The sequence below is a fragment of the Ornithinibacillus halotolerans genome, assembly GCF_014637405.1.
GTDB classification, from domain to species: Bacteria; Bacillota; Bacilli; order Bacillales; family Amphibacillaceae; genus Ornithinibacillus; species Ornithinibacillus halotolerans.
Map to the genome: position 1 here is coordinate 336,165 of NZ_BMEY01000001.1, position 25,422 is coordinate 361,586.

Annotated in this window: 30 protein-coding genes; all 30 read right to left on the reverse strand. The window is 33.7% G+C overall.

The window, feature by feature from the left end; translation table 11 throughout:
* Nucleotides 1-32 precede the first annotated feature (32 nt).
* Nucleotides 33-899, reverse strand: coding sequence for a MinD/ParA family protein (locus IEV35_RS01785; RefSeq protein WP_188382964.1), 867 nt, complete (start codon nt 897-899; stop codon nt 33-35).
* Entirely contained in the window at nt 889-2,109 is a 1,221-nt protein-coding gene (flhF, locus tag IEV35_RS01790) for a flagellar biosynthesis GTPase FlhF (protein WP_188382965.1), read from the reverse strand. Before flhF ends, IEV35_RS01785 begins: the two co-directional genes overlap by 11 nt.
* On the reverse strand, nt 2,106-4,139 hold the full coding sequence (gene flhA / locus IEV35_RS01795) for a flagellar biosynthesis protein FlhA (protein ID WP_188382966.1): 2,034 nt from the start codon (nt 4,137-4,139) through the stop codon (nt 2,106-2,108). The genes flhF and flhA overlap by 4 nt, the downstream gene beginning before the upstream one ends.
* Nucleotides 4,140-4,159: 20 nt before the next feature.
* Nucleotides 4,160-5,239 (reverse strand): flagellar biosynthesis protein FlhB, encoded by a 1,080-nt coding sequence (gene flhB, locus IEV35_RS01800; RefSeq protein WP_188382967.1) that lies wholly within the window; start codon nt 5,237-5,239, stop codon nt 4,160-4,162.
* A 3-nt stretch (nt 5,240-5,242) separates the two neighbouring features.
* The gene (fliR, locus tag IEV35_RS01805) at nt 5,243-6,016 is read right to left on the reverse strand and encodes a flagellar biosynthetic protein FliR (protein WP_188382968.1); all 774 of its coding nucleotides are present in this window, start codon (nt 6,014-6,016) and stop codon (nt 5,243-5,245) included.
* 3 nt (nt 6,017-6,019) lie between these two features.
* Entirely contained in the window at nt 6,020-6,289 is a 270-nt protein-coding gene (gene fliQ, locus IEV35_RS01810) for a flagellar biosynthesis protein FliQ (protein WP_188382969.1), read from the reverse strand.
* Nucleotides 6,290-6,318: 29 nt separating this feature from the next.
* Nucleotides 6,319-6,984, reverse strand: a complete 666-nt coding sequence (gene fliP / locus IEV35_RS01815) for a flagellar type III secretion system pore protein FliP (RefSeq protein ID WP_188382970.1) — start codon at nt 6,982-6,984, stop codon at nt 6,319-6,321.
* A complete protein-coding gene (fliO, locus tag IEV35_RS01820) occupies nt 6,977-7,663 on the reverse strand; it encodes a flagellar biosynthetic protein FliO (RefSeq protein WP_373284677.1) in 687 nt (228 codons plus the stop codon). The genes fliP and fliO overlap by 8 nt, the downstream gene beginning before the upstream one ends.
* A 16-nt stretch (nt 7,664-7,679) precedes the next feature.
* Nucleotides 7,680-8,042 carry a response regulator gene (locus IEV35_RS01825; protein WP_188382971.1) on the reverse strand — a complete coding sequence of 121 codons (363 nt, stop codon included), beginning with the start codon at nt 8,040-8,042 and terminating at the stop codon, nt 7,680-7,682.
* Nucleotides 8,043-8,063: 21 nt separating this feature from the next.
* Nucleotides 8,064-9,242: a flagellar motor switch phosphatase FliY gene (gene fliY / locus IEV35_RS01830; protein ID WP_188382972.1), complete on the reverse strand. Its 1,179-nt coding sequence runs from the start codon at nt 9,240-9,242 to the stop codon at nt 8,064-8,066.
* Nucleotides 9,239-10,231 carry a flagellar motor switch protein FliM gene (gene fliM / locus IEV35_RS01835; protein WP_188382973.1) on the reverse strand — a complete coding sequence of 331 codons (993 nt, stop codon included), beginning with the start codon at nt 10,229-10,231 and terminating at the stop codon, nt 9,239-9,241. Before fliM ends, fliY begins: the two co-directional genes overlap by 4 nt.
* 31 nt (nt 10,232-10,262) lie before the next feature.
* Nucleotides 10,263-10,688 carry a flagellar basal body-associated protein FliL gene (gene fliL, locus IEV35_RS01840; RefSeq protein WP_188382974.1) on the reverse strand — a complete coding sequence of 142 codons (426 nt, stop codon included), beginning with the start codon at nt 10,686-10,688 and terminating at the stop codon, nt 10,263-10,265.
* Nucleotides 10,681-10,899, reverse strand: a complete 219-nt coding sequence (locus tag IEV35_RS01845) for a flagellar FlbD family protein (protein WP_188382975.1) — start codon at nt 10,897-10,899, stop codon at nt 10,681-10,683. The genes fliL and IEV35_RS01845 overlap by 8 nt, the downstream gene beginning before the upstream one ends.
* Nucleotides 10,900-10,957: 58 nt before the next feature.
* A complete protein-coding gene (gene flgG, locus IEV35_RS01850) occupies nt 10,958-11,773 on the reverse strand; it encodes a flagellar basal body rod protein FlgG (RefSeq protein ID WP_188382976.1) in 816 nt (271 codons plus the stop codon).
* 79 nt (nt 11,774-11,852) lie between these two features.
* Entirely contained in the window at nt 11,853-12,230 is a 378-nt protein-coding gene (locus IEV35_RS01855; RefSeq protein ID WP_188382977.1) for a TIGR02530 family flagellar biosynthesis protein, read from the reverse strand.
* Between the two features lie 17 nt (nt 12,231-12,247).
* Nucleotides 12,248-12,733 carry a flagellar hook assembly protein FlgD gene (gene flgD / locus IEV35_RS01860; protein WP_308419751.1) on the reverse strand — a complete coding sequence of 162 codons (486 nt, stop codon included), beginning with the start codon at nt 12,731-12,733 and terminating at the stop codon, nt 12,248-12,250.
* Entirely contained in the window at nt 12,734-13,909 is a 1,176-nt protein-coding gene (locus IEV35_RS01865; protein WP_188382979.1) for a flagellar hook-length control protein FliK, read from the reverse strand.
* Nucleotides 13,910-13,941: 32 nt separating this feature from the next.
* On the reverse strand, nt 13,942-14,523 hold the full coding sequence (locus tag IEV35_RS01870) for a MotE family protein (RefSeq protein WP_188382980.1): 582 nt from the start codon (nt 14,521-14,523) through the stop codon (nt 13,942-13,944).
* 10 nt (nt 14,524-14,533) lie between these two features.
* A complete protein-coding gene (gene fliJ, locus IEV35_RS01875; protein WP_188382981.1) occupies nt 14,534-14,977 on the reverse strand; it encodes a flagellar export protein FliJ in 444 nt (147 codons plus the stop codon).
* Nucleotides 14,978-14,980: 3 nt separating this feature from the next.
* Complete coding sequence (fliI, locus tag IEV35_RS01880; protein ID WP_188382982.1) at nt 14,981-16,297, reverse strand: flagellar protein export ATPase FliI; 1,317 nt, start codon at nt 16,295-16,297, stop codon at nt 14,981-14,983.
* Entirely contained in the window at nt 16,298-17,014 is a 717-nt protein-coding gene (fliH, locus tag IEV35_RS01885) for a flagellar assembly protein FliH (protein WP_188382983.1), read from the reverse strand. It abuts the gene before it with no gap.
* On the reverse strand, nt 17,007-18,020 hold the full coding sequence (fliG, locus tag IEV35_RS01890; RefSeq protein ID WP_188382984.1) for a flagellar motor switch protein FliG: 1,014 nt from the start codon (nt 18,018-18,020) through the stop codon (nt 17,007-17,009). Before fliG ends, fliH begins: the two co-directional genes overlap by 8 nt.
* Nucleotides 18,021-18,031: 11 nt before the next feature.
* A complete protein-coding gene (gene fliF / locus IEV35_RS01895; RefSeq protein ID WP_229740602.1) occupies nt 18,032-19,606 on the reverse strand; it encodes a flagellar basal-body MS-ring/collar protein FliF in 1,575 nt (524 codons plus the stop codon).
* 147 nt (nt 19,607-19,753) lie between these two features.
* Nucleotides 19,754-20,056, reverse strand: a complete 303-nt coding sequence (fliE, locus tag IEV35_RS01900; RefSeq protein ID WP_188382986.1) for a flagellar hook-basal body complex protein FliE — start codon at nt 20,054-20,056, stop codon at nt 19,754-19,756.
* Between the two features lie 11 nt (nt 20,057-20,067).
* On the reverse strand, nt 20,068-20,520 hold the full coding sequence (flgC, locus tag IEV35_RS01905; protein ID WP_188382987.1) for a flagellar basal body rod protein FlgC: 453 nt from the start codon (nt 20,518-20,520) through the stop codon (nt 20,068-20,070).
* Nucleotides 20,521-20,522: 2 nt separating this feature from the next.
* On the reverse strand, nt 20,523-20,918 hold the full coding sequence (gene flgB, locus IEV35_RS01910) for a flagellar basal body rod protein FlgB (RefSeq protein ID WP_188382988.1): 396 nt from the start codon (nt 20,916-20,918) through the stop codon (nt 20,523-20,525).
* 333 nt (nt 20,919-21,251) lie between these two features.
* Nucleotides 21,252-22,031 carry a GTP-sensing pleiotropic transcriptional regulator CodY gene (gene codY / locus IEV35_RS01915; protein ID WP_188382989.1) on the reverse strand — a complete coding sequence of 260 codons (780 nt, stop codon included), beginning with the start codon at nt 22,029-22,031 and terminating at the stop codon, nt 21,252-21,254.
* Between the two features lie 29 nt (nt 22,032-22,060).
* On the reverse strand, nt 22,061-23,455 hold the full coding sequence (gene hslU / locus IEV35_RS01920) for an ATP-dependent protease ATPase subunit HslU (RefSeq protein ID WP_188382990.1): 1,395 nt from the start codon (nt 23,453-23,455) through the stop codon (nt 22,061-22,063).
* Between the two features lie 18 nt (nt 23,456-23,473).
* Nucleotides 23,474-24,019, reverse strand: a complete 546-nt coding sequence (gene hslV, locus IEV35_RS01925) for an ATP-dependent protease subunit HslV (protein WP_188382991.1) — start codon at nt 24,017-24,019, stop codon at nt 23,474-23,476.
* A 17-nt stretch (nt 24,020-24,036) separates the two neighbouring features.
* Nucleotides 24,037-24,951: a tyrosine recombinase XerC gene (gene xerC / locus IEV35_RS01930; RefSeq protein WP_188382992.1), complete on the reverse strand. Its 915-nt coding sequence runs from the start codon at nt 24,949-24,951 to the stop codon at nt 24,037-24,039.
* Between the last annotated feature and the right edge of the window lie 471 nt (nt 24,952-25,422).

A 25,422-nucleotide genomic window follows, 5' to 3' on the forward strand; every position in this document is an offset into this window, starting at 1 on the left:
TACCACAATTGTTCGAATGGGGAACACTTTGTTTACCTACCTTTATTGTTAATTAGTCCTCGTAATCTTTCTACAAATGTTGTAGTATCTTTTAAGTTGAATCCTTCATGCCTATTGCTGTAATTTTCAGTTAATTGAACAATAGAGCGAGCAATAGGTGATTTGTTACGTTCTAACGAAAACGGGGATTGATGGATAACTGCTGATGATACTGCTTTATCTTCTGGTAATACACCAAGAAACTTAACTTCAACATGCAAAAATTTAGAAATCATTTTCTTGAATTGGTTAATTGTAATTAGTCCCTTTTTAATGTTTTCTGTTCGATTCATTACAACATAAATTGGCATAGTTTTCTCATAACGAATAATATACTTTATCATGCTGTATGCATCAGTAATTGCCGTTGGTTCTGGAGTAGTTACAACAATACATTCATCGGATGCTAATATAAAATCAATACTTGATTGAGATGCACCCGCTCCCATATCAAATATAATGTAGTCATATTCTTGTGCTACAATATGGAATTGCTGCAAAAAGTAATTCATCTTTCGTTCATCTATCGAAAATAGACTCGTTAATCCTGTACCACCAGCAATATAATGTAATTTGTTTGGTCCTAATTCTATAATATCATAGACCGATAGCTCATCATTTAACATGTCTACAATTGTTCGTTTGGCATGTAACCCTAATAATATTTCGATATTTCCCATACCGATATCTAAGTCGATTAACAGTACTTTTTGTCCCTGCTTACATAACTCTAATGAAAAGTTGACAGCAATATGTGATTTACCAACCCCGCCTTTTCCACTTACAAATGAAATAGCCTTTGCCTGTTTTTGATTTCTTTCTAACGTTCTTCTTAGACCTGCCGCTTGATCATGGATCAATTAAATCACCTACTATATAGTTACTTATGACTTCTTTTGTCGGTTTAACTAGGTTGTCAGGAACCTCCTGGCCATCAGTAATGTAAGCAATACCTGCTTGAAATGTGAGTGGAATGTTAAGTAAACTACCATATTGTCTTGTTTCATCAATTTTAGTAAAAATAAGACTTTTAATATCTAAATGTCGAAAACTATGATAAATATCTAATATATCTTTTGGTTTAGATGTTAAGGATAATACTAAATAATTTTCTATTGTTTCTTTTGAACGTATACTTCTTTTCAACTCTTCTACATATTTCTCTTCCCGATAATTTCTTCCAGCTGTATCTACTAAAATGAGATCATAAGACTTTAGTTTTTCTAATGCTATTTGATAATCTTCAAATGAATACACTACTTCAACTGGTATATCTAGAATTTTTGCATATGTTTTTAGTTGTTCAATAGCAGCTATTCGGTACGTGTCCATTGTAATAAAAGCGACTTTTTTTTGTTCGTTTATCATACTTCTTGCAGCCACTTTCGCTAGTGTTGTTGTTTTTCCAACACCAGTTGGTCCTACAAAATGAACTACCTTTGCTGAATTTGTTATACCTTCAAACGATAACTTGCTTAATTGCTCTTCAATTTCCAATTTAAGGTCAACTGCAATTTTGGATGCAGTTGGCTTTACTTTGATTAATCGATGTTTATGAATGATATTTTCTACTAACTTTGTAGCTAATTCTTCATTTACTTCTTGATCGATTAAATATTGGTAAATAACTTGGTAGTCTAGTTCGAATTTCTGTTGATAATTTTGATACAGCTGTTGCTCTAAAATACGACGCATGTTTTTCATTTCACTAATAATTTCAGTTTCCATTATGGAATTAGGATCATTCTTCGTTTTTGTTACATCCGATGAAGGTGTTTCTGTTAGAGGCTTTTCTCGTAAAGAAGTACTTCTTTCATTTACCATTGAATTACGAGCAGGCTCTCTCCTTTCAAACTTTTCAAACTTCGGTAACGGTTTTTCTTGTTTGACAGGGGGAATATTTTGGTCCAATGCAACAATTACTTCAATCATCCGTTTTTTAAATAAACCGAAGAGGCCGCCTTCGTGTACTTCTTTCGTACTTAAAATCACTGCATCAGGACCAAGCTCTTTCCGTATTTTATTCATAGCTTCCGGCATTGTTGGTGCTATATATCTTTTTATCTTCATGCTACACTCACCACCCCAACACTTTGGACTTGAACAGTTGGTTCAAGCTCATTATAGGATAATACAATCACATGTGGTAAATAACGATCTAACAATTGTTTTAAATACATTCGAACAGCTGGTGAACATAGAATAACTGCATTTTCTTCTTGTAACGTTAATCTTTCCACTTCTTGGTTTATAGCTTGAATGATTGACTGTTGTGTTTCAGCATCCAGCGCCAGATAGCTACCATGTTCCGTTGTTTGTATACTCTCAGCTATTCTTTTTTCGACCTTACCAGATACCGTAATAACCTTAATATTACCTTGATTAGAATATTGTTTCGTAATTTGTGCCGATAATGCTTGTCTAACATATTCCCCTAATAATTCTGTGTCATTAGTTAATTTACAAAAGTCGGCTAACGTTTCAAAGATAACTGGCAAATTTCGAATAGAAACATTTTCTCGCAATAATTTTGCTAACACTTTCTGTATATCACCTATCGAAAGTGGGTCTGGAGTGACTTCTTCAACTAAAATTGGATAACTTTCTTTTAGATGATCAATTAATTCTTTTGTTTCTTGTCGCCCTAACAACGTATGGGCATGTTGTTTAATAACTTCCGTAATATGGGTGGAAACGACAGATGGTGGGTCTACCACAGTATAACCAGATAACTCTGCTTCATCTTTGTTTTCTTCACTAATCCATTTAGCTGGCAAGCCAAATGCTGGCTCTTTTGTTTCAATTCCTTCTATATAGTCATTCTCAATATCAGGGGTCATCGCTAAATAATGGTCTAAAATAATTTCACCAGTTGCAACTTCATTTCCTTTTATTTTTAAGCGGTATTCATTTGGGTTCAACTGAATATTATCGCGAATTCGTACAACAGGAATGACCATTCCTAATTCAATTGCTAATTGTCTACGAATCATAACAACACGATCAAGAAGGTCACCGCCTTGCTTTCCATCTACAAGGGGGATGAGAGAATAGCCAAATTCAAATTCTATAGGATCCATACTCAAAAGGTTGATCACATTATCACCAGAATTCAAAGCGGCCTCCTCTGCTTGTTCACCTTCTTCTTCAACATTAGTAACTGGTTCTCTTTGTTTTTGTAACATATAGTATCCACCTAGCGCTAAGACACCTGCTAACATTGTAGTTAAGAAGAAATTTATTGGTGTTAAACCTAATAAGAAAATAGCACCAGCAGCTACGAACAATAGTCTAGGATACTGTGTTAACTGAATTGTCACATCGCTTCCAAGATTATTACCTGTTGCGGAACTACGTGTTACAACAATTCCAGTAGCCGTAGAAATTAATAGGGCTGGAATCTGACTTACTAATCCGTCCCCTACTGTAAGTCTCATATACGTATCAATCGCCTCTTGGAAAGAGAACCCCATTTGAGTCATTCCAATAATTAACCCAAATAAGATATTAATTAATACGATGATAATACCGGCTATAGCATCTCCTTTAACAAATTTACTTGCCCCATCCATTGACCCATGAAAGTCCGCTTCATTTTCTACTTTTTTCCGTCTATCTTTTGCTTCTTGTTCCGAGATTAATCCTGCATTTAAATCCGCATCAATGCTCATTTGTTTCCCCGGCATCGCATCTAAACTAAAACGTGCTGCAACTTCCGATACACGTTCAGATCCTTTTGTAATAACTAAGAAATTAATGATGACTAAAATTACAAAAACAACGAATCCAACTAATGGACTATTACCGATAACAAAGGATCCAAATGTATCAACAACTCCACCAGCATCTGCTTCACTTAAGATAGATCGAGTCGTCGAAACGTTAAGTGCGAGTCGAAATAATGTTAGTAATAATAATAAAGTTGGGAAGACAGAAAACTGAAGTGGTTCTTGTGTATTCATAGAAACTAGTAGAACAATTAATGCTAGAATAATATTGACTAGTATAAATACACTTAACAGCCATCCTGGTAATGGGATAACTAACATAACGATCACTAATATAACTCCAATTAAGACGGAAAAATCACGGGCTTTCATAGATGTCACACCTCACTTGCTTAAACTTTTTGCTCTAGACGGTAAACATAGGCTAATATTTCCGCAACTGCTTGATAAAATTCTTCCGGAATTACTTCACCAATCTCAATGTGAGCATAGAGAGACCTTGCTAATGGCTTATTCTCTACTGTTACTACATTATTCGCTTTCGCAATTTCTCGAATTTTAAATGCAATAGAATCAACACCTTTTGCCACGACATATGGAGCTTGGGCTTTTGATTCATCATATTTTATAGCAATAGCATAATGAGTAGGGTTCGTAATGACAACATCTGCATTCGGTACTTCACTCATCATACGCCGCATGGATATTTGCCTTTGTTTCTCTTTAATTTTTGATTTTATTAAAGGATCTCCTTCAATATTTTTATATTCATCTCGAATATCCTGTTTCGACATTCGAATATTTTTTTCAAAATCATAACGCTGATATGCATAATCAAATACTGCAAGAAATAATAAAGCAACAATTGCTGCTGCACCCATTATTAATGTTACTCTACCGAAAAACATTAGAGCATTTTCAGCGTTTTTAAATGCGATCATGAGCATCTCATCTTTAAATAACCAAATAATAAAAAATGTAATACTGCCTATTAAAACAATTTTTAATAAGGACTTTAGTAATTCTACTAACGCACGAATAGAAAAAATTCTCTTTGCACCTTGTATTGGGTCAATTTTTTTTAAATCAAACTTTAATGGTTCTGTTGTGAATAAAAAACCAACTTGGATAAGGTTGGCCGCTACACCTGCTATAAATGCGATAAGCATGACTGGTGCCACAATTTTTGCAAATGAAATAATTACTTCAAAGAAAATTTGTACAATAGTATCTTCCGTCAATTCCCAATGGATAAACTCCGTAAATGTGTATTGGAATAACGTAAGCATATTGTCTTTAATAAACCCACCAAACACTGCCATAATTATTAAGACAAATAGTAATAAAATTGCGGTGTTTACATCCTGACTTTTTGCCACTCTACCTTTTTTCCGCTCATCACTTCTTCGTTTTGGAGTTGCCTTTTCCGTTTTTTCGCCTGCAAAAAATTGCAAATCTAATCGTAATTGCAAGATTTAGACACCTCCAAATAACTGCATAAGTCCTTGAATCGCAGAAAACATCGTACTGAAAAGATTTTTCACTAGGACAATATATAAGCTTAAGAACACTAAGATTGCAGCAAAACTTACTAAAATCTTCAGTGGTAGACCGACAACAAATACATTTAGTTGGGGTACGGTTCTAGCAATAATTCCAAGCGCAACATCAACTAAAAATAAACAACCAACTATCGGAATCGATATTTGGAAAGCTATTAAAAACATACTATTAAATGTTTTCATGACAAATTCTACTATATTCGCATTTTCAAAAGGAACAAATGTGTCTAATGCGATAAATGTATAACTATTTATAATCCCATCTATTAAAATATGATGGCCATCAACCGATAATAAAAATAGAAGTGCAATTATATAAAAATATTGTCCGGTTATTGGGCTTTGTGCTCCTGTTTGTGGATCCATTACATTGGCAATGGCAAATCCCATTTGGAAATCAATAAATCCACCCGCTACTTGCAAGGCAGAAACTACAATATAACCGATTAGTCCTATTAGAATACCAACTAATGCTTCTTTGACTAATAGAAAGAAAAACAGATTATCTACTACAACTGGATCAACCGTATAAAAAATAACAAATGCTAGAAATACACTCATACCTATTCTAAACTGAATCGGTATCGTACGATATGAGAATAACGGCATCGTCACAAAAAATCCTAATACTCGAACTAAAATCAATAAAAAAACTGGTAAATTATTAGAAACTATTAACTCTAGCATTTCTTACCCTACAAACCTAGTTAAATTTTCAAATATATCCATAGTGAACTCAATGATGGTTGATAACATCCACGGTCCAAAAAACAATAGACCGACTAGTACTGCAACTATTTTAGGAATAAAAGCTAATGTTTGTTCCTGGATTTGAGTAGTCGCCTGAAAAATACTAACAATTAATCCTACTGCAAGGGCTAAAATGAGCAGTGGTCCAGTAATCAGTAAGATAGTGTAGATGCCTCTTTCTGCTAAAGATAAAACGAATTCACTACTCATAAGACACCTTCCTTTTCACTCTAATTGCGCTAAAAGCTCGATAATAATGAATGTGTAATTAAGTACCATCCATCAACCATGACAAATAGTAAGATTTTAAATGGTAATGAAATCATTACAGGTGGTAGCATCATCATCCCCATAGACATCAGAATACTTGCAACTGCCATATCAATTATTAAAAAAGGAATAAAAATCATAAATCCCATCTGAAAAGCCGTTTTTAATTCACTAATTGCAAAGGCCGGTACAAGTGCAGTTAACGGCACATCCTGAATACTTTGTGGTGCTTCAATTCCTGCGTAATTTAAAAATAATGCTAAATCCTTTTGGCGTGTATGTTGGGCCATAAAGTCCTTAATAGGTGCACTTGCCCTGTCGTATGCTTCATCAAGTGTAATTTCTTCATTAAAAAGAGGTTGTAACCCAGTTTCATATACTTCATGAAAAGTGGGTGCCATAATAAAGAAGGTTAAAAATAACGCTAAACCGATTAACACTTGGTTCGGAGGCATCTGCTGAGTAGCTAAGGATGTCCGAACAAAAGATAAAACAATGACTATCCTAGTAAAAGAAGTCATCAAAATTAATATTCCAGGTGCCAATGAAAATACAGTAAGCAATAATAATAATTTTATCGATGTAGCGACATTCGTTGGATCTGAACTAGAAAACATATCGATAAATTCATTCATAATAATCGTCCTTATCGTTATGTCTATTTAATATTGACCTTCTATTCTGTTTAAGTTGTTCCAGTTCATTAGAAAATAAGTTCTTAAATTCATTAGATGAATTAGATTTATACGGAGATTTATTTGATTTTTTTTGAAAAACACTTAACAAATTCTCCCCTTTAAATGTCGACTGTTCTTCAAAACTTCTCAAAAGGTCTTGTTTCATTTCCATATTATCTATTTTCTCTAATAATTGAATATTTTCTCCTACTCCAATTAGATATAACTCATCTGCTACACGAATAATTTGGATTGACTTACTTGGTCCAACCGCAATACCACCTAAGTTTTCTAGTGCCTTCACTTGATTAAAAAGTTTATTACGCTTGTTAAGAAATTTTAATACAACATAAATAAGTCCAAGAATTAATAAAAGCACAAAAAACATCTGCACTAAATCGAAAATTAGACTACCAGTACTCGTACTCTCTGTATTATTCTGATCTTCGTTCAGTATTGAAGTGTTATTATTATCATTTGATGATGGATTTGGTGTCTGTTGATCTGGTTGATCTAAAGAATTCTTATTTTCACCAAACATATCACTTACCATATTTCCATCTGCATAAACAGATAATGGTAATACTACTAGGAAAAAGCAACCAAGTAATATTCCACGTGTAATAAATTTATTCAACTTTCTCACTCGTTTCTTAATCTAGTGCTTTCTGGATAGCTTCAATTACTCGATCCGCTTGAAAAGGTTTAACAATAAAGTCTTTTGCACCAGCTTGAATTGCATCAATTACCATAGCTTGTTGCCCCATTGCAGAACACATAATTACTTTTGCATTTGGATTAATTTCTTTAATTTTCTTTAATGCTGTAATTCCATCCATTTCAGGCATAGTGATGTCCATTGTCACTAAGTCCGGGAGTAACTCTTGGTACAATTGTACTGCGTGAGCACCATCCTGGGCCTCCCCTATTACGTTAAACCCACTTTTTGTTAAAATATCTTTAATCATCATTCGCATAAAAGCAGCATCATCTACAATTAAGATGCGTTTACTCATGTAAAATTCCCCCTTGTATGATTATTTCAGCTTCATTAATCGATCAGATTGACTAATAATATCTGTTACTCGAACACCAAAATTTTCATCAATTACGACTACTTCCCCTTGAGCAATTAATTTCTCATTGACTAATATGTCTACAGGTTCACCTGCTAATTTATCTAATTCAATAATAGAACCTGAAGATAGATCTAGTATTTCTCCAACAGACCGCTTTGTTCTACCGAGTTGCACAGTTACTTTTAGTGGAATATCCAATAACATGTCCAGATTTCTTGGTTGTTTTACTACTGTTTGCTGTTGTTCAAAGCTTGAGAACTCTGCTTGTTGTACATTTGCTTTATTTTGAATTAGTGGATTTCCTAACATTTGTGGATGATTCATGTTGTTTACTCCACTAATATGGTTTGTTATATGGTCTGTTTGTTTCTTTTGTTGTTGATTTTGATAGTGAGAGTATTGATCAACTGGCTCAGCACTAACAGCTAATTGTGTATTTTTGATTTCTTTATGCTTCATCAAGTCTTCGACAAGTTGTTTAGCAAAGGTAATTGGCATAATTTGCATAATGTTAGAATCTACTAAACTACCAACTTTTAATTGGAAAGAAACACGTACACAAATATCATCATTATCTTTTTGTAATTTATCAGCTAATTTTACTTCAGTTAAAGAAGGAGGTGAGATGTCAACTCGTTTCTCAAATACCGTGGACATACTTGTAGCAGCAGTCCCCATCATTTGATTCATCGCCTCTTGTACAGCACTTAATTGAATTTCATTAAGCTCTCCAAAAGGACCTTCTCCTGATCCACCAAGCATTATATCTGCAATCACAGCAGCATCTTCTTTTTTTATAATTAATATATTCTTTCCTGTAAATCCTTCAATGTAATTAACTTGAACACTTACATGATCAAATTGAAAGGATTCATCAATTTTGTTCCTTTCAATAATAGATACTTCTGGTGTTGTTATTTGTACTTTTTGATTCAATATTGTGGAAAGCGTCGTTGCCGAACTTCCAAAAGAAATATTTCCAATTTCACCTAGTGTATCTATTTCAATCATGGAAAGATAGCTAGAATAATTTACTTCCTTCTCAGTAGAACTCGAATTTTGTTGTATTTCTTCCTCTGCTCCAATTTTTAATAGCGCATCAATTTCGTCTTGGGAAAGCATTCCATCACTCATCATTTCTCAACTCCTCCCTTTATCTCTTCTAACACCTGTACAGATAATTTATTTTTACTTTTACCTGGTTGTACATAAAATTTAGGTTCATCATTAACTTTTAATATGAGTGGTTCATCAATTGATTGATTTAAAGCAATAATGTCATTTAACTTTATATCCAAAAAGTCCTGAATACTAATATTTGCTTCCCCTAGTATTGCTCTAGCTTCAACAGTAACTTGTTCTAGATTTTCACTTAGCTTTTTAGCTGCTTCTGGGTCTTTATCTTTAGTCATATTTTGCATCCAGTATTGAACAGATAGTCTTGAAATAAGTGGCTCTAATACAATATGTGGAATACAAATATTAATCATTCCACTTAGTTCTCCAATTGCTGTATTAAGTGAAACTACAACAACCGTTTCGTTTGGAGAAACCATCTGTAAGAACTGTGGGTTTATTTCTAAATCTTCTAGTTCCGGTTCTATTGTTGTTAAAGATGACCACGCTTCTTTTAAGCTAACTGCCACTTTATCAAATAATTGCGTCATTAAAATTGTCTCAATCTCTGTTAATGATTCAATCTTATTAATGGAATCTCCTCTACCCCCTAGTAGTCTATCAAGCATTCCATATGCAATATTTGGATTAACTTCTAAAATAATTTTCCCATCTAATGGTGCAACATTATAGAGGTTTAAGACGGTTACTTTCGGAATAGACCGAATAAATTCCTCGTATGGAATTTGGTCAACAGATGCAACAGAGATATTTACATATGTTCTAAGTTGTGATGAAAATAATGTAGTTAATAACCTAGCAAAGTTCTCATGTATTCTTCCAATACTTCGGATTTGATCTTTTGAAAATCTCAAAGCACGTTTGAAATCATACGTTCTAACTCTTTTCACATCATCTACTTTTTTTAAATCATTTGCATCCATATCCCCTGTTGTTAACGCTGATAATAAGGCATCTATTTCGTGCTGTGATAGAACTTCATCTGCCACTCATACTCACCTCCATACTGGAGTAATTTTTTTACTGTAGTATCTTGCTTATTGTATATACTTCACTTACTAAACCTTCTGTCATAAGCTTATTAAGTTCTACTTTTAATATATCCTCTACATTAGAGAGACCTGTTTTAAAAGCTTCCTCATCTAAAACAGCTAATTCTTTTATTAAAATATTCTTTACTTGAAATTCTCTTTTAGAAATTTCTTCTTTAGCCTCTTTACTATCCATTACAATCTGAAACTGTATTCGTACAAAACTTCCATCACTAAGATCGGTAGTTATTTCTGGAGTTTGATAGGAATGCTCAATAATTTCATCAATCGTAGGTTCAGCTTTCTCTTCTTTATCATTACTTTTATTTAATAGATTAATAACTAAGAAAGTTACGATAGCTATCATTAAAATAATTACTAATGAAATGAGCATTGTTTTAAGTAACTTATTCAATGGAGCTTTTCACCTCACTTAATGAATTAATAATCCCAACTTGTTTATAAAAAGATGTTATTAATTCCACCACTTCTGCTTCTTGCTCTTTTACAACAATTTTCTTTCCATTTATCAATGTAATGGTTGTATCTGGATATGATTGAATTTGTTCTATCATACATGCATTTAGGGTGAACGAATCCCCATTTAATCGTTTTAATTTAATCATAAATTGAAAGAAGATGTCTTCGGAAGTTGCCTTCCGAAGACATCATCCTACCTCCTTATTATCGTTTCAAATTAACAAGTTCTTGTAGGATTTCATCTGATGTTGTTATCATTCGTGTGTTAGCCTGGAAACTGCGTTGTGCTGTAATCATTTCAGTAAATTCTTCAGACAAATCTACGTTTGACATTTCAAGAGCCCCAGTAACAATAGTTCCCGTTCCGTTTGTACCAGGTAAAACATAAGTAGGAACATCATCTTCTTCCAATACCCCTGCATTTGGACCATTAATAAAAAGGTTGCTTCCTACTTTTTCAAGTCCTGCAGGGTTAGAAATACTTGCAAGCATTATATTTCCTATTTCGGTTACTTCATGACCATCCGTGTAACTAACTACTCCATCTGTTTGAATATTAAATCCAATAGCATCTCTTGGAATTTGTAATCGGTTATCACCTGATTCAGTTTCTCCATATAAGTAATATCCTTGTGAATTGACGATAAACCCTTGCTCATCTAAATAAAAATTACCCGCACGAGTGTAATATTCTCTTTCGCCATCACTAACAACAAACATTCCATCTCCTTCTAAAGCTAAGTCTAATGGGTTGTTAGTTGTCTGACGAAAACCTTGTGTATGAATGTTATCAATTGATCCAATTTGGGACCCTAAACCAACTTGAATTGGATTTATTCCACCTCTATTTGCTGTTGCTCCTTGCGCGGATGCACTCATTTGACTCATCATATCTTGAAATGTAATGCGGCCTTTTTTAAAACCAACTGTATTTACATTGGCTATATTATTACCAATAACATCTAATTTCGTTTGAAAATTTTTCATTCCAGAAATACCTGCATACATTGAACGTAACATAAGTAATTCTCCCCTTTAGGTTTATTATGTAGCTGTATCAATCAGTCAACAGCTTAATGGCCTCCCATTAGGGTCCAGCCTATTCTTTAATTAAAATTGTCCCGTTAATATTTGTAAAAATCCTATTTTGTGCTTCCTCAAGATTCATAGCTGTAACAACCGTATTATTTTTTGCACTTACGAGTAATGCAGCATTATTCATGACAACTAATGAATCATTTACACCTTTTAGTTTGGCCTCAACTACCTTTTCACTAATCAGTTTCCATTGGTTGTCATTTAAATAAATATCTCTTTCTTTCAATCTCTCTGAAGCATGTTTACTAACTTTTAATTCTTGTTGCTGTTCTAGTAGGATTTTCTTAAAATCTAGACTTTGTTGATGTACATTTGTTGCTTTTCTAGTAGGAAAATGTAGTGCATGCTGTTTTGGCACCTGATGGATTCGATGATCCATAATTATCACTTCCTTATTTATACCTCTATAACTTCATCATCACTTTGTTGTTCTTGTAATGATTCGCTTGCTCTTACCTCACCTATTAAAATAGTACTAATTTTTTCTCCGTTAGCTAATTCAAGAAAAAGCTCTCCATTGAATTGACTGACAGATGTTACTTTACTTTCTTTCATCGTAAGATTATCTCCATTTTCATCTAAACTTTGATAAGATACTACTTTGTCAATTAAATGGCTATATTCTATGATGGAATTCATTTGTTGAAAATTCGCTAGTTTATTGATTGAGTTTGTCATATTTGTCATTTGCTCGAGTGATGTAAATTGGGCTAATTGAGCGATAAAATCACGATCCTCGAGTGGACTTGTAGGATCTTGATTTTGTAATTGAGTCATTAAAATTTTAAGAAAATCATCTTTACCTAACTCATTACTTGGAACCCTAGTAGTCGTTTGATTTTTTAAATAGAGTGATGGATCAATAGTTGGCAATTGTATCACCTACACTTCCAATTTTTCTAAGAGTTGTTCTAAATGTGTCATAAATTCATTATCATGCTTGTTCTCATTTTGTTGTTTTGATTCGTCTTGTTGATGATGGTTATCATTATGCTCGGTCTGACCATCCTCTTGATGATTGTTATTCTGATTAGCACTAGAGCCTAAATCTTGTCTTTCAATTACAATCTGTTGCGGTGAAAACATATGTCTTAACTGACTAATATTTGATTCCAACATGTCTTTTGCAACTTGTGAAGTAACTATAATCTTTACTGTCATTTCACCATTAATATCGATTAAGCGTACCATCATTTCACCGAGATGCTCTGGTCGTAAAGTAATAGAAAGTTGATTCATTCCATTCGGCATGGAGTAAAATTTACTTGTTGACATAATTTGTTGGAACTGTTTAATTAATTGTTCAGAAACATCTGCAGTATTTTGAGTTTGGTTCATATAAATTACATATTGTTGAATCTGTGGTAATTGGTTATTTGATTGATATGCAACATGTTGTACTGGTACATTACTTTCATTCATTTGTTGATTTTGTATTGCATTAGTAAGCCACTTCATAATATCTTTCGTTGTGATAGTTGATTCATTTGAATATAATTGTTTTGAATTTAACAATTCACGATTTTGATATAGTTGAAGAATCTCTTTCCAAACAGGGTTTAATTTTACATGAAACGATTTTGGCTCAAGACTTGATTGACTATTTTGTAAAAACTGTTTTTCTAAAGCTGTCCAATTTTTTAATAACTCTAGAAATTTTGGTGCAATTTGCTGAACATCTTGTTTACTAGTTAACCTTGTTAATAGACTTTCAACTTGATGAATTAAATTAGTCATCTCTAATTGTAATTGTTCGACATCTACTTCAGTAATGTCTGATTGGCTCAATAATTCTATTTGATGAAACATACCTAAAGTGTTCTCTATAGTTATATCTTGGTTGAATAAATCGAACATCGATTCTTCAAAGGTACTTAGGTGCGTATTTCTTACTTCCGATAAATTTGATTGTGATAAACCATTATTTATCGTTAACCGTTCCATTTGTTCGTGGATGACATTTAGAAACCCTAATGTTTGACTATGTTGGTTGCTATTCGCCTCTTGTGTAGGCTGAATTGGTTTTGACATTTGTACAAACATACCCACTGCATTCATTTTATTCACCCCCTTTCAAAGATGAAGTCTTCTTATTCAACATTAATAAAGAGCTTTGTAATTTCTGCTGCTGCACTTGGGTTCATATTTCCTAGGATTAACCCACGATTTTCAGTTGACATTTCTTTAATTATCGCAAATGCAACATCTACATCTAATTGTTCTAATATTCCAGCTGCTTGTTCGCTCTCCATTTCAGATAAGGAACTAGTAATTTGTTTAATGGACTGCTCCGAATCCATTTTAGAAGATATAACCGACTCTAATTCACTTTCCAACTTAACAATTTCAGTCTCTAATTTTTCGATAGTGCCTTCTAAATTCACTTTTTCATCTTGCAATTTTTTAATTTCTGTATCTTTCGCATCTAAAGTCGTTTGTATATCTTCTTTCTTTTCCATCGCTGCTTCTTCTTCCGTCGTAGTAATTAGAGAGGAAAGTACTGGAATATTATTTCCTGTATTTTTAGCCCAGTCCATTACGTTAACACCAGCAATCGCAAATACAATTACTGTCAGAGTAGCTGCAATAATAATAGGGATTACTATGGCAAACAAAAACCATAGAAATGGGTTCATCTTCTCTTTTTCATCTGCTATTCGTTCTTTTGCCATTTACACTCACCTATTTACTAAACTTTAAATATTGTTGAATGGATACACTATCCATTAATATTTCTTCTGCTTTTTTTGCTTTTGTTTCTAGCTCATCTTTTCTAATTTCAATAAGTCTCTCAAATTTCTTTGTTTCTATATGAGCATCTGATAATAAGGCTTGTCTAGACTCCATATGATGCCTAGCTTGTTGTACTTGACCTTGTATAATCATAATCTCTTGAGTTAATTTCTCAAGATATAAATGTTGTTCCTTTATATAGTCAAGTTTCACAATTGATCCAGTTGGAAACTCTAGAGAGTTTTCTATAGTTTCTTTCTCTTTAAGTAAGTTATAAAGTTTTGTAGCTTTATCTTCAAATTCATTTACTGATTGAAAATATGCTAGTTGTGCTTCTTTTTTTTCTTTATTTCTTAAATCAAGTATTTTCGATAAGACTTGTGTTCCTGCCATAAATTAGTTACCTCCGTGTATAACTTGCTTTAACAGTTCAATAGTCTCGCTAAAGGTAAGCTGTTCATAGACACCTTGTTTAAGAAAGTTTTGCAGTTTAGGGTAGTACATAATTGCTTTATCGATTTCATGATCGGTTCCACGTTTATAAGCACCAATTTGAATAAGATCTTTATTTTCTTCATATTTGGCAAGTAGTGTTCTCGTCTCCTGAGCAATGGCTAAGTGCTCTTTGGTGACAATCTGATTCATCACCCTACTTATCGATTTTAAGATATTTATTGCTGGATACTGTCCTTGTTCTGCTAGTTTTCTATCCATAACAAAATGTCCATCTAGAATTCCACGAACCGTATCGGCAATAGGCTCATTCATATCATCACCATCAACCAACACCGTATAAAATGCAGTAATTGTACCGAAGTTATTAGTACCTGTACGCTCTAACAACTTCGGTAAAATTGAAAAGACAGATGGTGTATACCCTTTAGTTGTAGGTGGTTCGCCAGTAGCAAGTCCAATCTCTCGTTGTGCCATTGCTACCCTCGTTACAGAATCCATCATTAAATTTACGTTATATCCTAAATCACGAAAGTACTCACAAATTGCCGTTGCAGTATATGCTCCTTTCATACGCATTAATGCGGGCTGATCTGAGGTTGCAACAACTACTATTGATTTCTTTTGACCTTCTGGACCTAAGTCTTTCTCTATAAACTCTCTAACTTCTCGTCCACGTTCACCGATAAGAGCAATGACATTAATATCAGCTTTAGAGTTTCTTGCAATCATACCTAGTAATGTACTTTTTCCAACTCCACTTCCAGCAAATAAGCCAATTCGCTGACCTTTTCCAATAGTTAACATCGAATCAATTGCTTTAACTCCAACCTGAATAGGTTCTTTAATAGTTGGCCTTGATAAAGGATTTGGTGGAGATTGCTCCGTTAAATAATTAGACAATCCTTTCGGTAAGTCAGATCCGTCTAACGGTTGTCCTAAAGAATCTATGACTTTACCAATTAAGCCTTTTCCTATTTTGACGGTTAGAGGTTTACCAGTAGATTCAACGAGACATCCAGGTCCAATTTCATTGACTTCGTTATACGGCATTAATATTATTCTTTCATTATTAAAACCAACAACTTCTGCGAGTACAGGTTCTCGATGACCTTTTGCTGAATGGATATAACAAACTTCTCCTATATTAGCTACAGGTCCAATAGATTCTATCATTATCCCGACAATTCGTTGAACTTTACCATAATGTTTATAAACATCTGTATTTTCAATAGCATGTAGGTATTTCACTAAATCCATTTATTTGTTCTCCTGTACTATTTCATGTAAGACTTCTTGAATTTTGTTTAATTGTGTTTGGATACTAGCATCAATTTTTCCAAATGGATGTTCGATGACACAGCTTCCTACCTGCATATTTTCATTCATATAGATAGAGAGAGTAGCCTTTTGGTTAACTACTTTTTCTAAATCTAATTTATTTGCTATCAGCTCTTCGAAGTTATCTGGATGTACATAAACGATGAGCTCATTTTGGTCTTTTAATTCTGCTATTGCAGCTTTCACAATTGGTAGAAAAGCTTCTGGTTGATTACTTAACTCTTGTTTCATTATCTTTTCAGCAACACTAATTGCAAGTTGTAATATCGCTTCTTCACTTTTTTCTACTGTTTGTTGGTAATCTCTTTTCGCTGATAGTACAATAGCGTTTGCTTCATCAATTAAAGATTGGTACTGTTCCTTACTTTCCTTTTCCCCTTGTGAGAACCCAGCATAGAATCCTTCTTCTTTAGCTATTTTTATTAATTCTTCTTTTTCCGTTTCCCACATGCTACGTTTTTGTTCGATTTCTTCATTTGTTTCTTTGAGGAGTTTTTCCTTTTCCATACGAAGAGCTTCTAAATTCTTCTTTGCTTCTTCAACTTGTAAACTACTTTGATTAGAATCTTCCTGAGATAGAATATTAATTTGCTTTAATTTAATTAGTTTCTTTGTTTCGATTGATTGATTAGACAATGATATCGTCTCCTCCACCACGAGCAATGACAATTTCTCCGATATCTTCTAACCTTCTAATAATCGCGACGATTCTAGTTTGAGCTTCTTCTACATCACGAAGACGTACAGGGCCCATATATTCCATTTCTTCTTTAAATGTCTCTGCCATACGTTGTGACATATTTTTAAAGACAATTTCTTTAACTTCATCACTTGCTACTTTAAGCGCTAAGCGTAAGTCTTCATTTTCAACTTCTCGAATAACACGTTGAATAGCACGATTATCAAGAATAACAATATCTTCAAATACAAACATCCGTTTTTTAATTTCATCTGCTAGTTCAGGATCTCGAATTTCTAATGCATCAAGTATTGTACGCTCTGTACTTCTATCAACACCGTTTAAAACTTCGACAACAGTTTCAATTCCACCAGTTTGTGTATAATCTTCCGTAAAAGCAGATGCAATGTTTCTTTCTAATACTTCTTCTACCTGGCTAATAATTTCAGGTGATGTAGAATCCATTGTTGCAATTCTTCTCGCAATATCTGCCTGCATTTCTTGCGGTAAAGATGATAAAATTTGTCCTGCTTGTTCAGGATCAAGGTAAGATAATACGAGTGCAATTGTTTGTGGATGTTCATTTTGTATATAATTAAACACTTGTTGTGCATCAGCTTTTCTGGCAAAATCAAATGGTCTTACTTGTAAGGAAGAAGTCAGTCGGTTAATAATATTCATTGCCTCATGTTCCCCAAAGGCTTTTTCTAATACCGTCTTTGCATAGCCAATTCCTCCTTGTGCAATATAGTCTTGCGCAAGGGCTATTTGATGAAATTGTTCCATTACTTCCTCTTTCATACTTGCTTCAACCTTTTTAACAGAAGAGATTTCCAAACTAAGTTTTTCTATTTCTTCCTCTGTTAAATGTTTATAAACTTGTGCTGATGCATCTGGTCCTAGAGAAATTAAGAGAATCGCTGCTTTTTGTTTACCAGTTAGTTCAGTTGGTTGCCTTGCCATCTTTACCCTCCTTAATCTTCTCCAATCCAGCCTCTAATTAGTTTGGCAAATTCTTCTGGTTTTTCTTTAGCCATTTTTTCTAATTGTTTTCTTCGTTTAACAGAATCTGATTCCATAGCAAAATTCAGCTCAGGGATTTCATCTGTAATTTCTTGTGTAAATGATTCTTCTCGGACTTCTTTATTACGTTTCGATTTCTTGGATAGTAAAATTATTAAAATAATTATAATTACAAGTAATAATCCACCAACTATATACATCCACATAGGGATTGTCGGATTACCTGTGGAGACTTGTTTGTCTGTTACACTAAATTCTTGAAAGACAATAGAAGTTTTCTCCTCCGGTTCTATTTCACCAAAACCAGCATCTACCGATGTAGTAATTATTGAATTTAAGATAGAGGTAATTCCTTCTTCTACAACTTGCATTTCTTGTTCAGACAGATACTCCTTCACTTCTCCATCTTGCGTTTTCAAACTATCCACAGCTACTTGTATCCCTAAATCACGAACTTTGTATGGACTCTCTACAATGTCTCGGTGAATTCTATTAAACTCATTATTAATCGTTTCTTTGATATACTCATAATCACCATTTTCAGTCTCAGCATCACCTGGATAATTGGTTATATCTCCATCACCTGTAGCTGGGATTCCTCCATCAGCACCACCAGAATATGTTTCTCGAATTGTTTCGATACTTACTGGCAATCCTTTCATTGATTCTTGGTTTGCCGGTTCAACAATCTCTTCGGTCCTATTTTCTTTCGTAAAGTCTATATCAGCAGTTACGGATACAATGACATTATCCATCCCTACCATCGTACCTAGCATTTGTTGTAATCTTCTTTGGATATCCCTTTCGATATCTTTTTTAACAGTTTGCTGATGTGTGTAGGTATCTTGATATCCCGTTCCTGCTTGGTAATTACGGTCGTAGTACTCAAAGTATTGATTCATAATACTAATATCTTCTGGTAGTAAGTTGGGGACGGCTTTAGAGACTAATTGATATAATGCATTGATTTGATTTCCTTCAAAGCGATAACCTGGAGCTGTATGAATTATAATTGCTGCTGTAGCTGGTTGTAATGTTTCACTAACGAAGATTGGTTCCTTCGGCATATTAATCATTACCGTAGCATCATTTATCCCATCAATACTTTTGATCAAATTTGCTAACTCTGTTTGCATCGCATCTAACTTCATTATGTTAAATTCGTTATCAGTAACACCCCACGAAGTGTTCTCACTAAAAAAAGAATAATCAATATTACCGCTATTGGGAATTCCCAATCCAGCTAAATCTACTAATAAACTATCAGCACGTTCCTTAGGGACTAAGATTGTAGTTCCACTGTCTTTTAATTCATATGGAATTCCTCTACCATCTAATTCATTTTTTATTTGGCCTACTTCTTGCAAAGATAAATTATTATATAGCGGAACGTAGTCAGATTTCGTCGCAAATAATGAAATAACAGCTACCAATACAATAACTGCAATCGTAGAACCTATTATTAATCCTTTTTGTCCCTTTGATCGACTTGACCAAAATGTTTTTGCTGTTTCGTTAAATTTCATTATTTTTTCGTTGTTCATGTGCTCCCCCGCCAAATTCAAAGACAAAATAATAAAAATCCTGGTACTATTTCATTTTGTACCATGGAATTTTTTTAAAAACTATTAAACCTTCTTAAAATATACCGATATAAATAATAGAAAGTTTAATTAGACTTGCATTCTCATAATCTCATTGTAAGCATCAATCGCTTTACGCTGTACTTCTACTGTAGCTTGAAGAGTAACACTAGCCTTTTGGGCAGTAATCATAACATCATGTAAATTATCGATTTTCCCTTGAGCAAGTGCTTCAGTTTTCATATCAGAAAGATTCTGTAATTTATTTACATCGTTAATGGTGTTTTTTAAGATATTGGCAAAACTTGATTGTGCTTGTCCAGGTGTAACTTTACTACTTGTTTGCACTTTTGGTAGCTGGACATGTTGCAAACTATTTATCGATACATTCATAGCGATTCTCCTTATTTACCAATTTCTAATGCTTTCAGAAGCATATTTTTACTTGCATTTAAAGCAGTTATATTTGCCTCATAAGATCGAGTTGCACTCATTAAGTCAACCATTTCTTTCAAAGGATCTACATTTGGCATTTGTACATATCCTTCCTCGTTCGCATCAGGATGAGAGGGATTATATACCAGCTTAAAAGGCTCCTCATCTTCTACAATTCTCGAAACTTTCACTCCAGCATTTGGCTGAGTATTATTACTCGCCTTATGTAAGAAGGAACGAAAACTCCGATCAGTTGACTCTATTTGAACCATTTTTCTGCGATACGGTTCAAATTCTCCATTTTCATTAACAGTTGCTCTAGTTGTTGAAGCATTAGCGATGTTAGAAGATACAACATCCATTCTTAAACGTTGAGTTGTAAGGGCACTTGCACTTATATTCATTCCATTAAATATGCTCATTTTTATTTACCTCCCCTTATAACTGTTTGCAAACTATTGAATTTACCATTTATCCGGTCAATTAAACTTTGATAATAAATTTGATTTTTAGCTAGTTCTGCCATTTCCTTGTCAATATCCACATTATTTCCGTTATGATTAAAAGTCGTATTTTTTTGTTCAATAATGTTATATGGTAGTTTATTAGTTGCCTCAAATTGAAAATGTTTAGGATGTGTCCGTTTCGCATCAATAGAATTTGAAAGTTCCTGATTTAAAACATCTTTAAATACTACTTGCTTAGACTTATAATTCGGAGTATCAACATTAGCAATATTGGAAGATATCGTTTGATTTTTTACAGAAGCGTAATCTAGTGATTTTTGTAATGTATCGATCGTACCACTAAATAAATCCATGTTAGTCAAACCTCCTCGAAACAAATATCTTATAAATAACGGTCGTAAGTAATAAGTTCTATACGAATATTGTAATTTATATCACCTGTAAAGTCTATCAAAATTCGACAGGATTCTAAAACAACACAGAAAATGTGAGATAGTTCTTAGTATCATTTTACTACAAAAAACATAATATGCCTTACTTTATAGATAGAAACTTGTCGAAATTATTATATTTTTGTTGAATAATGTAAAAAAATGTCAGTAATGAGTAAAAGGCGAGCGAGACCCCTTCAAAATACATAAAAAAAAGCTAATCCAATGTCGGATTAGCTTTTTTATTATAACAATTTATCTAGAACGTAATTTGTCTAATTCCACTAAGAATTTATCATTTAAGACTTTAATATATGTCCCCTTCATACCTAGTGAACGTGATTCAATTACTCCAGCACTTTCTAATTTTCTTAAAGCATTTACGATTACAGATCTTGTAATTCCTACGCGGTCTGCAATTTTACTTGCTACTAATAAACCTTCATGTCCATTAAGTTCTTCGAAGATATGGTCAATTGCTTCCAATTCACTATAAGATAATGAACTAATAGCCATTTGTACAACTGCTTTACTTCTAGCTTCCATTTCAATTTCTTCTGTTTTTTCATGTAAAATTTCCATTCCAACAACAGTTGCTCCATACTCAGCTAAAAGCAAGTCATCATCATTAAATGCATCTTTTAGTCTACCAATGATTAATGTACCTAGACGTTCACCACCACCAATGATTGGAACAATTGTAGTTAAACCATTTTGGAATAAGTCTTTATTCTCCACTGGGAACACGGTATATTGACTATTAATATCTAAGTTTGCAGTAGTTTCATGGATGTGGAAAAGACCTTCTGTATATTCTTCAGGGAATTGTCTTTCCTCTAACATTGCTTTCATTCGTTCATTTTGGATCTCTTGGTTAATTGCATAACCTAATAATTTTCCTCTTCTACTTAAGATAAATACGTTTCCTTTAATTACATCTGTTAAAGAAGCAGCCATATCATTAAAGTTTACTGATTTACCTGTAGCTTTCTGTAACATTGAGTTAATTTTTCTTGCACGATTTAATAGTTCCATAATGTAATCCTCCATTTTTCCTTTATTATTTACAAGATGAATTGACTTAAGTCTTTATTTTTAACAATGGTGCTAAGTTTTTGGTCGACGTATTCCGGAGTGATTTCTACGGTCTCTAACGATACGTCAGGAGCCTCAAAAGATAAATCTTCTAGTAATTTTTCTAGTATAGTATGCAATCTTCTAGCTCCGATATTATCAGTTTCTTGATTCACTTGGTAAGCTATTTCTGCTAGTCTATTTACAGCTTTGTCTGTAAATACAACATTTATACCTTCCGTTTTTAATAAGGCCTGATACTGTTTTAATAAGGCATTGGAAGGCTCACTTAAAATTCGCACAAAATCTTCAACGGTCAACTTTTCCAACTCTACCCTGATTGGGAACCTACCTTGTAATTCCGGTATTAAATCAGAAGGTTTTGCCATATGAAAAGCACCTGCAGCGATAAATAGCATATGATCAGTTTTAACTGGTCCGTGCTTTGTTACAACGGTTGAACCCTCAACAATGGGAAGGATATCCCGTTGTACACCTTCACGTGAGACATTAGGTGAGTTATCATGCTTTCCAGCAACTTTATCGATTTCATCAATAAAGATAATACCTGATTGTTCCGCTCTATTAATCGCTTCCTGTGAAACTTCCTCCATATCAACAAGCTTTTGTGCTTCTTGCTGAATTAGAATTTTTCTTGCCTCAGAAACAGGAAGTTTTCTCTTTTTCTTTTTCTTAGGCATAAATTGTCCTAATGCATCTTGCATATTCATGCCCATCTGTTCAATTCCTGACCCTTGAAGTAAATCAAACATGGAAGGTGGTATCTCTTCAATTTCAATAGTCACTATTCTATCTTCTAATTCTCCCATCGCAAGTTGATGAGCCACTCTACTCCGTTTATTTCTTATCTCCTCGTCCTTTTCGCCATCATCATCGTTAGTAGAATTACTTCCCTGTCCAGAAAATAGCATTTCAAAAGGATTAGACATAGTAGATTGTTTTTTTACTTGAGGGACCAATAATTTGACTAGTTTCTTCTCTGCAGATTCTTTTGCTTTATCCATTACTTCATTCATTTTTTCTTCTTTGACCATACGCAAAGACATTTCTACTAAATCTCGAACCATCGATTCAACATCACGTCCGACATAACCTACCTCGGTAAATTTTGTTGCTTCTACTTTTACAAAAGGTGCACCAACAAGCCTAGCTAGCCTTCTTGCTATCTCTGTTTTACCTACGCCAGTTGGACCAATCATTAAGATGTTCTTCGGTACAATCTCATCTTTAAGTTTTTCGTCTAATAACGTTCTTCGGTATCTATTTCTGAGAGCAACTGCAACAGATTTCTTTGCACTTGTTTGACCAATAATATAGTTATCTAATTGGTTAACGATCTGTTTCGGAGTATAATTCATACCCATATATGCATGGCCTCCTCTTTATTCCAGAACTTCCAGTGTAATCTGATCATTTGTAAACACACAAATCTCACCAGCAATTTTCATTGCTGCCAATGCAATTTCTTTTGCAGATAGATGTTCTGCATAGTTCACAAGTGCTCTACCTGCACTTAATGCATAGTTACTTCCAGAACCGATCGAGAGAATGCCATCATCTGGTTCTATCACTTCGCCTGTTCCTGAAATCAGCAACATACTCTCTTTGTTCATTACAATTAACATAGCTTCCAATTTACGTAAAACTTTATCACTACGCCATTCCTTGGCTAGTTCAACAGCAGCTCGAGTAAGGTTCCCATTAAAAGCTTCCAATTTCCCCTCGAACTTCTCAAATAGAGTAAATGCATCTGCTACTGACCCAGCAAAACCAGCTAATACTTGACCATTAAATAATCTTCGGACCTTTTTAGCTTTATGTTTCATTACAACGGAATTACCTAGTGTAACTTGACCATCTCCACTCATTGCCGATTGTCCATTATGTTGAACAGCAAATATTGTAGTTGCATGTATTTCATGCGCCAACAAAATCACCTCATCCGTTATTCCTTCCCTTTTGCTCTAGGATGGCTTTTTAGATAAACATTTCGCAAATGATCTTTTGTAACATGTGTATAGATTTGTGTGGACGACAAACTTTCATGCCCTAGTAATTCTTGTACGGTTCGCATATCAGCACCTTCATTTAATAAATGTGTTGCAAATGTATGACGTAATTTATGTGGATGTACATTTACTGTTAGTGCCGTATTTTCCACCATCTTTTTAAGAATTACGCGAATACCTCTAGTAGTTATTGGCTTTCCTCTTGCATTAAGAAATAGGTGTTCTGTATTTTCGCCCGATTTATCCAATAATTGTTTTCTACCATCATGTATGTAGACCCGAAGTGCTTTTTCAGCAAAACTACCAAAAGGAACGTACCTTTCTTTTCTTCCTTTACCCTTTACAAGAATAGTTCCAATAGAGAAATCTATATCTTTTATTGTAAGTGACTGACATTCACTAACCCGTATACCAGTACCATATAATACTTCCAAAAGTGCTTGATCACGTTGACCGATAGGATGACTAGTATCATTAGATTCAAATAATTTTTCTATCTCTTCAACGTAAAGAAATTCTGGAATTGACTTTTGTGCTTTTGGTAATGTTATTTGGTTAAGAACATTTGTAACGATTACTTCTTCTCGTTCTAGAAAATTAAAAAAAGTACGTAGACTTGATATTTTTCTTGATACAGATCTTCTTGAGAGGTTCTTATTATATAGAGTTGTAAGATATAGACGAATAATGTCTTGATTTACTTCGGTAAAAGAATTTACTCCCTCTTGTTGTAGAAAAAATAAGAACTCATTTAAGTCTTGATTGTAGTAAGTTACTGTGTATGATGAAGCATTTTTTTCAATTTGTAGGTATTCTGTAAAAGTCTTCTGATGGTGTAAGAAATTATCCAAAAACTCACCTCAACTTGACAACCTTATAAAATATACCATACATGGGTAAGTAATTGCAACGAACTTAACAAAATTGTAACAAAATTCTGAATTGAGTGCAATACTCCCCTAGATGTTTATTTCATTATAGTTACTGCTGTCAAGTAGTTTCACTTACCAATTGATAATTATAGCTATATGAGTAATAATAGTCAACTCTGAACTCTTTATTTTTCGACATAATTCGATACCTTCAAATTTTTAGAAAAATGTCCTCTTTTTCTATTTTTACCAAATAAAACAATATATAATCAAAACCTTTCGTATTATTTACCCTTTTCAAAAAGCGACAAAACATATACACCAAAATCAAAACCACCAGTGTGAACTGGTGGTTTGCTCTGCGGCTTGAAGCCTCTGTTACCGGCCTTGGCCTTAAAGGCCCACTGAATGGTTTCCCCTTACGCACCACATCCACACACTGATTCTAAA

Coding starts and splice junctions, on each gene's coding strand:
- flhF (WP_188382965.1), bottom strand. CDS start 2,109: ATGAAGATAAAAAGATATATAGCACCAACAATGCCGGAAGCTATGAAT.
- flhA (WP_188382966.1), bottom strand. CDS start 4,139: ATGAAAGCCCGTGATTTTTCCGTCTTAATTGGAGTTATATTAGTGATC.
- fliR (WP_188382968.1), bottom strand. CDS start 6,016: ATGCTAGAGTTAATAGTTTCTAATAATTTACCAGTTTTTTTATTGATT.
- fliQ (WP_188382969.1), bottom strand. CDS start 6,289: ATGAGTAGTGAATTCGTTTTATCTTTAGCAGAAAGAGGCATCTACACT.
- fliP (WP_188382970.1), bottom strand. CDS start 6,984: ATGAATGAATTTATCGATATGTTTTCTAGTTCAGATCCAACGAATGTC.
- IEV35_RS01825 (WP_188382971.1), bottom strand. CDS start 8,042: ATGAGTAAACGCATCTTAATTGTAGATGATGCTGCTTTTATGCGAATG.
- fliY (WP_188382972.1), bottom strand. CDS start 9,242: ATGATGAGTGATGGAATGCTTTCCCAAGACGAAATTGATGCGCTATTA.
- IEV35_RS01845 (WP_188382975.1), bottom strand. CDS start 10,899: ATGATTAAATTAAAACGATTAAATGGGGATTCGTTCACCCTAAATGCA.
- flgG (WP_188382976.1), bottom strand. CDS start 11,773: ATGTTACGTTCAATGTATGCAGGTATTTCTGGAATGAAAAATTTTCAA.
- IEV35_RS01855 (WP_188382977.1), bottom strand. CDS start 12,230: ATGGATCATCGAATCCATCAGGTGCCAAAACAGCATGCACTACATTTT.
- IEV35_RS01865 (WP_188382979.1), bottom strand. CDS start 13,909: ATGAATGCAGTGGGTATGTTTGTACAAATGTCAAAACCAATTCAGCCT.
- IEV35_RS01870 (WP_188382980.1), bottom strand. CDS start 14,523: ATGGCAAAAGAACGAATAGCAGATGAAAAAGAGAAGATGAACCCATTT.
- fliJ (WP_188382981.1), bottom strand. CDS start 14,977: ATGGCAGGAACACAAGTCTTATCGAAAATACTTGATTTAAGAAATAAA.
- fliI (WP_188382982.1), bottom strand. CDS start 16,297: ATGGATTTAGTGAAATACCTACATGCTATTGAAAATACAGATGTTTAT.
- fliG (WP_188382984.1), bottom strand. CDS start 18,020: ATGGCAAGGCAACCAACTGAACTAACTGGTAAACAAAAAGCAGCGATT.
- fliF (WP_229740602.1), bottom strand. CDS start 19,606: ATGAAATTTAACGAAACAGCAAAAACATTTTGGTCAAGTCGATCAAAG.
- fliE (WP_188382986.1), bottom strand. CDS start 20,056: ATGAATGTATCGATAAATAGTTTGCAACATGTCCAGCTACCAAAAGTG.
- flgC (WP_188382987.1), bottom strand. CDS start 20,520: ATGAGCATATTTAATGGAATGAATATAAGTGCAAGTGCCCTTACAACT.
- flgB (WP_188382988.1), bottom strand. CDS start 20,918: ATGGATTTATTTAGTGGTACGATCGATACATTACAAAAATCACTAGAT.
- codY (WP_188382989.1), bottom strand. CDS start 22,031: ATGGAACTATTAAATCGTGCAAGAAAAATTAACTCAATGTTACAGAAA.
- hslU (WP_188382990.1), bottom strand. CDS start 23,455: ATGGGTATGAATTATACTCCGAAACAGATCGTTAACCAATTAGATAAC.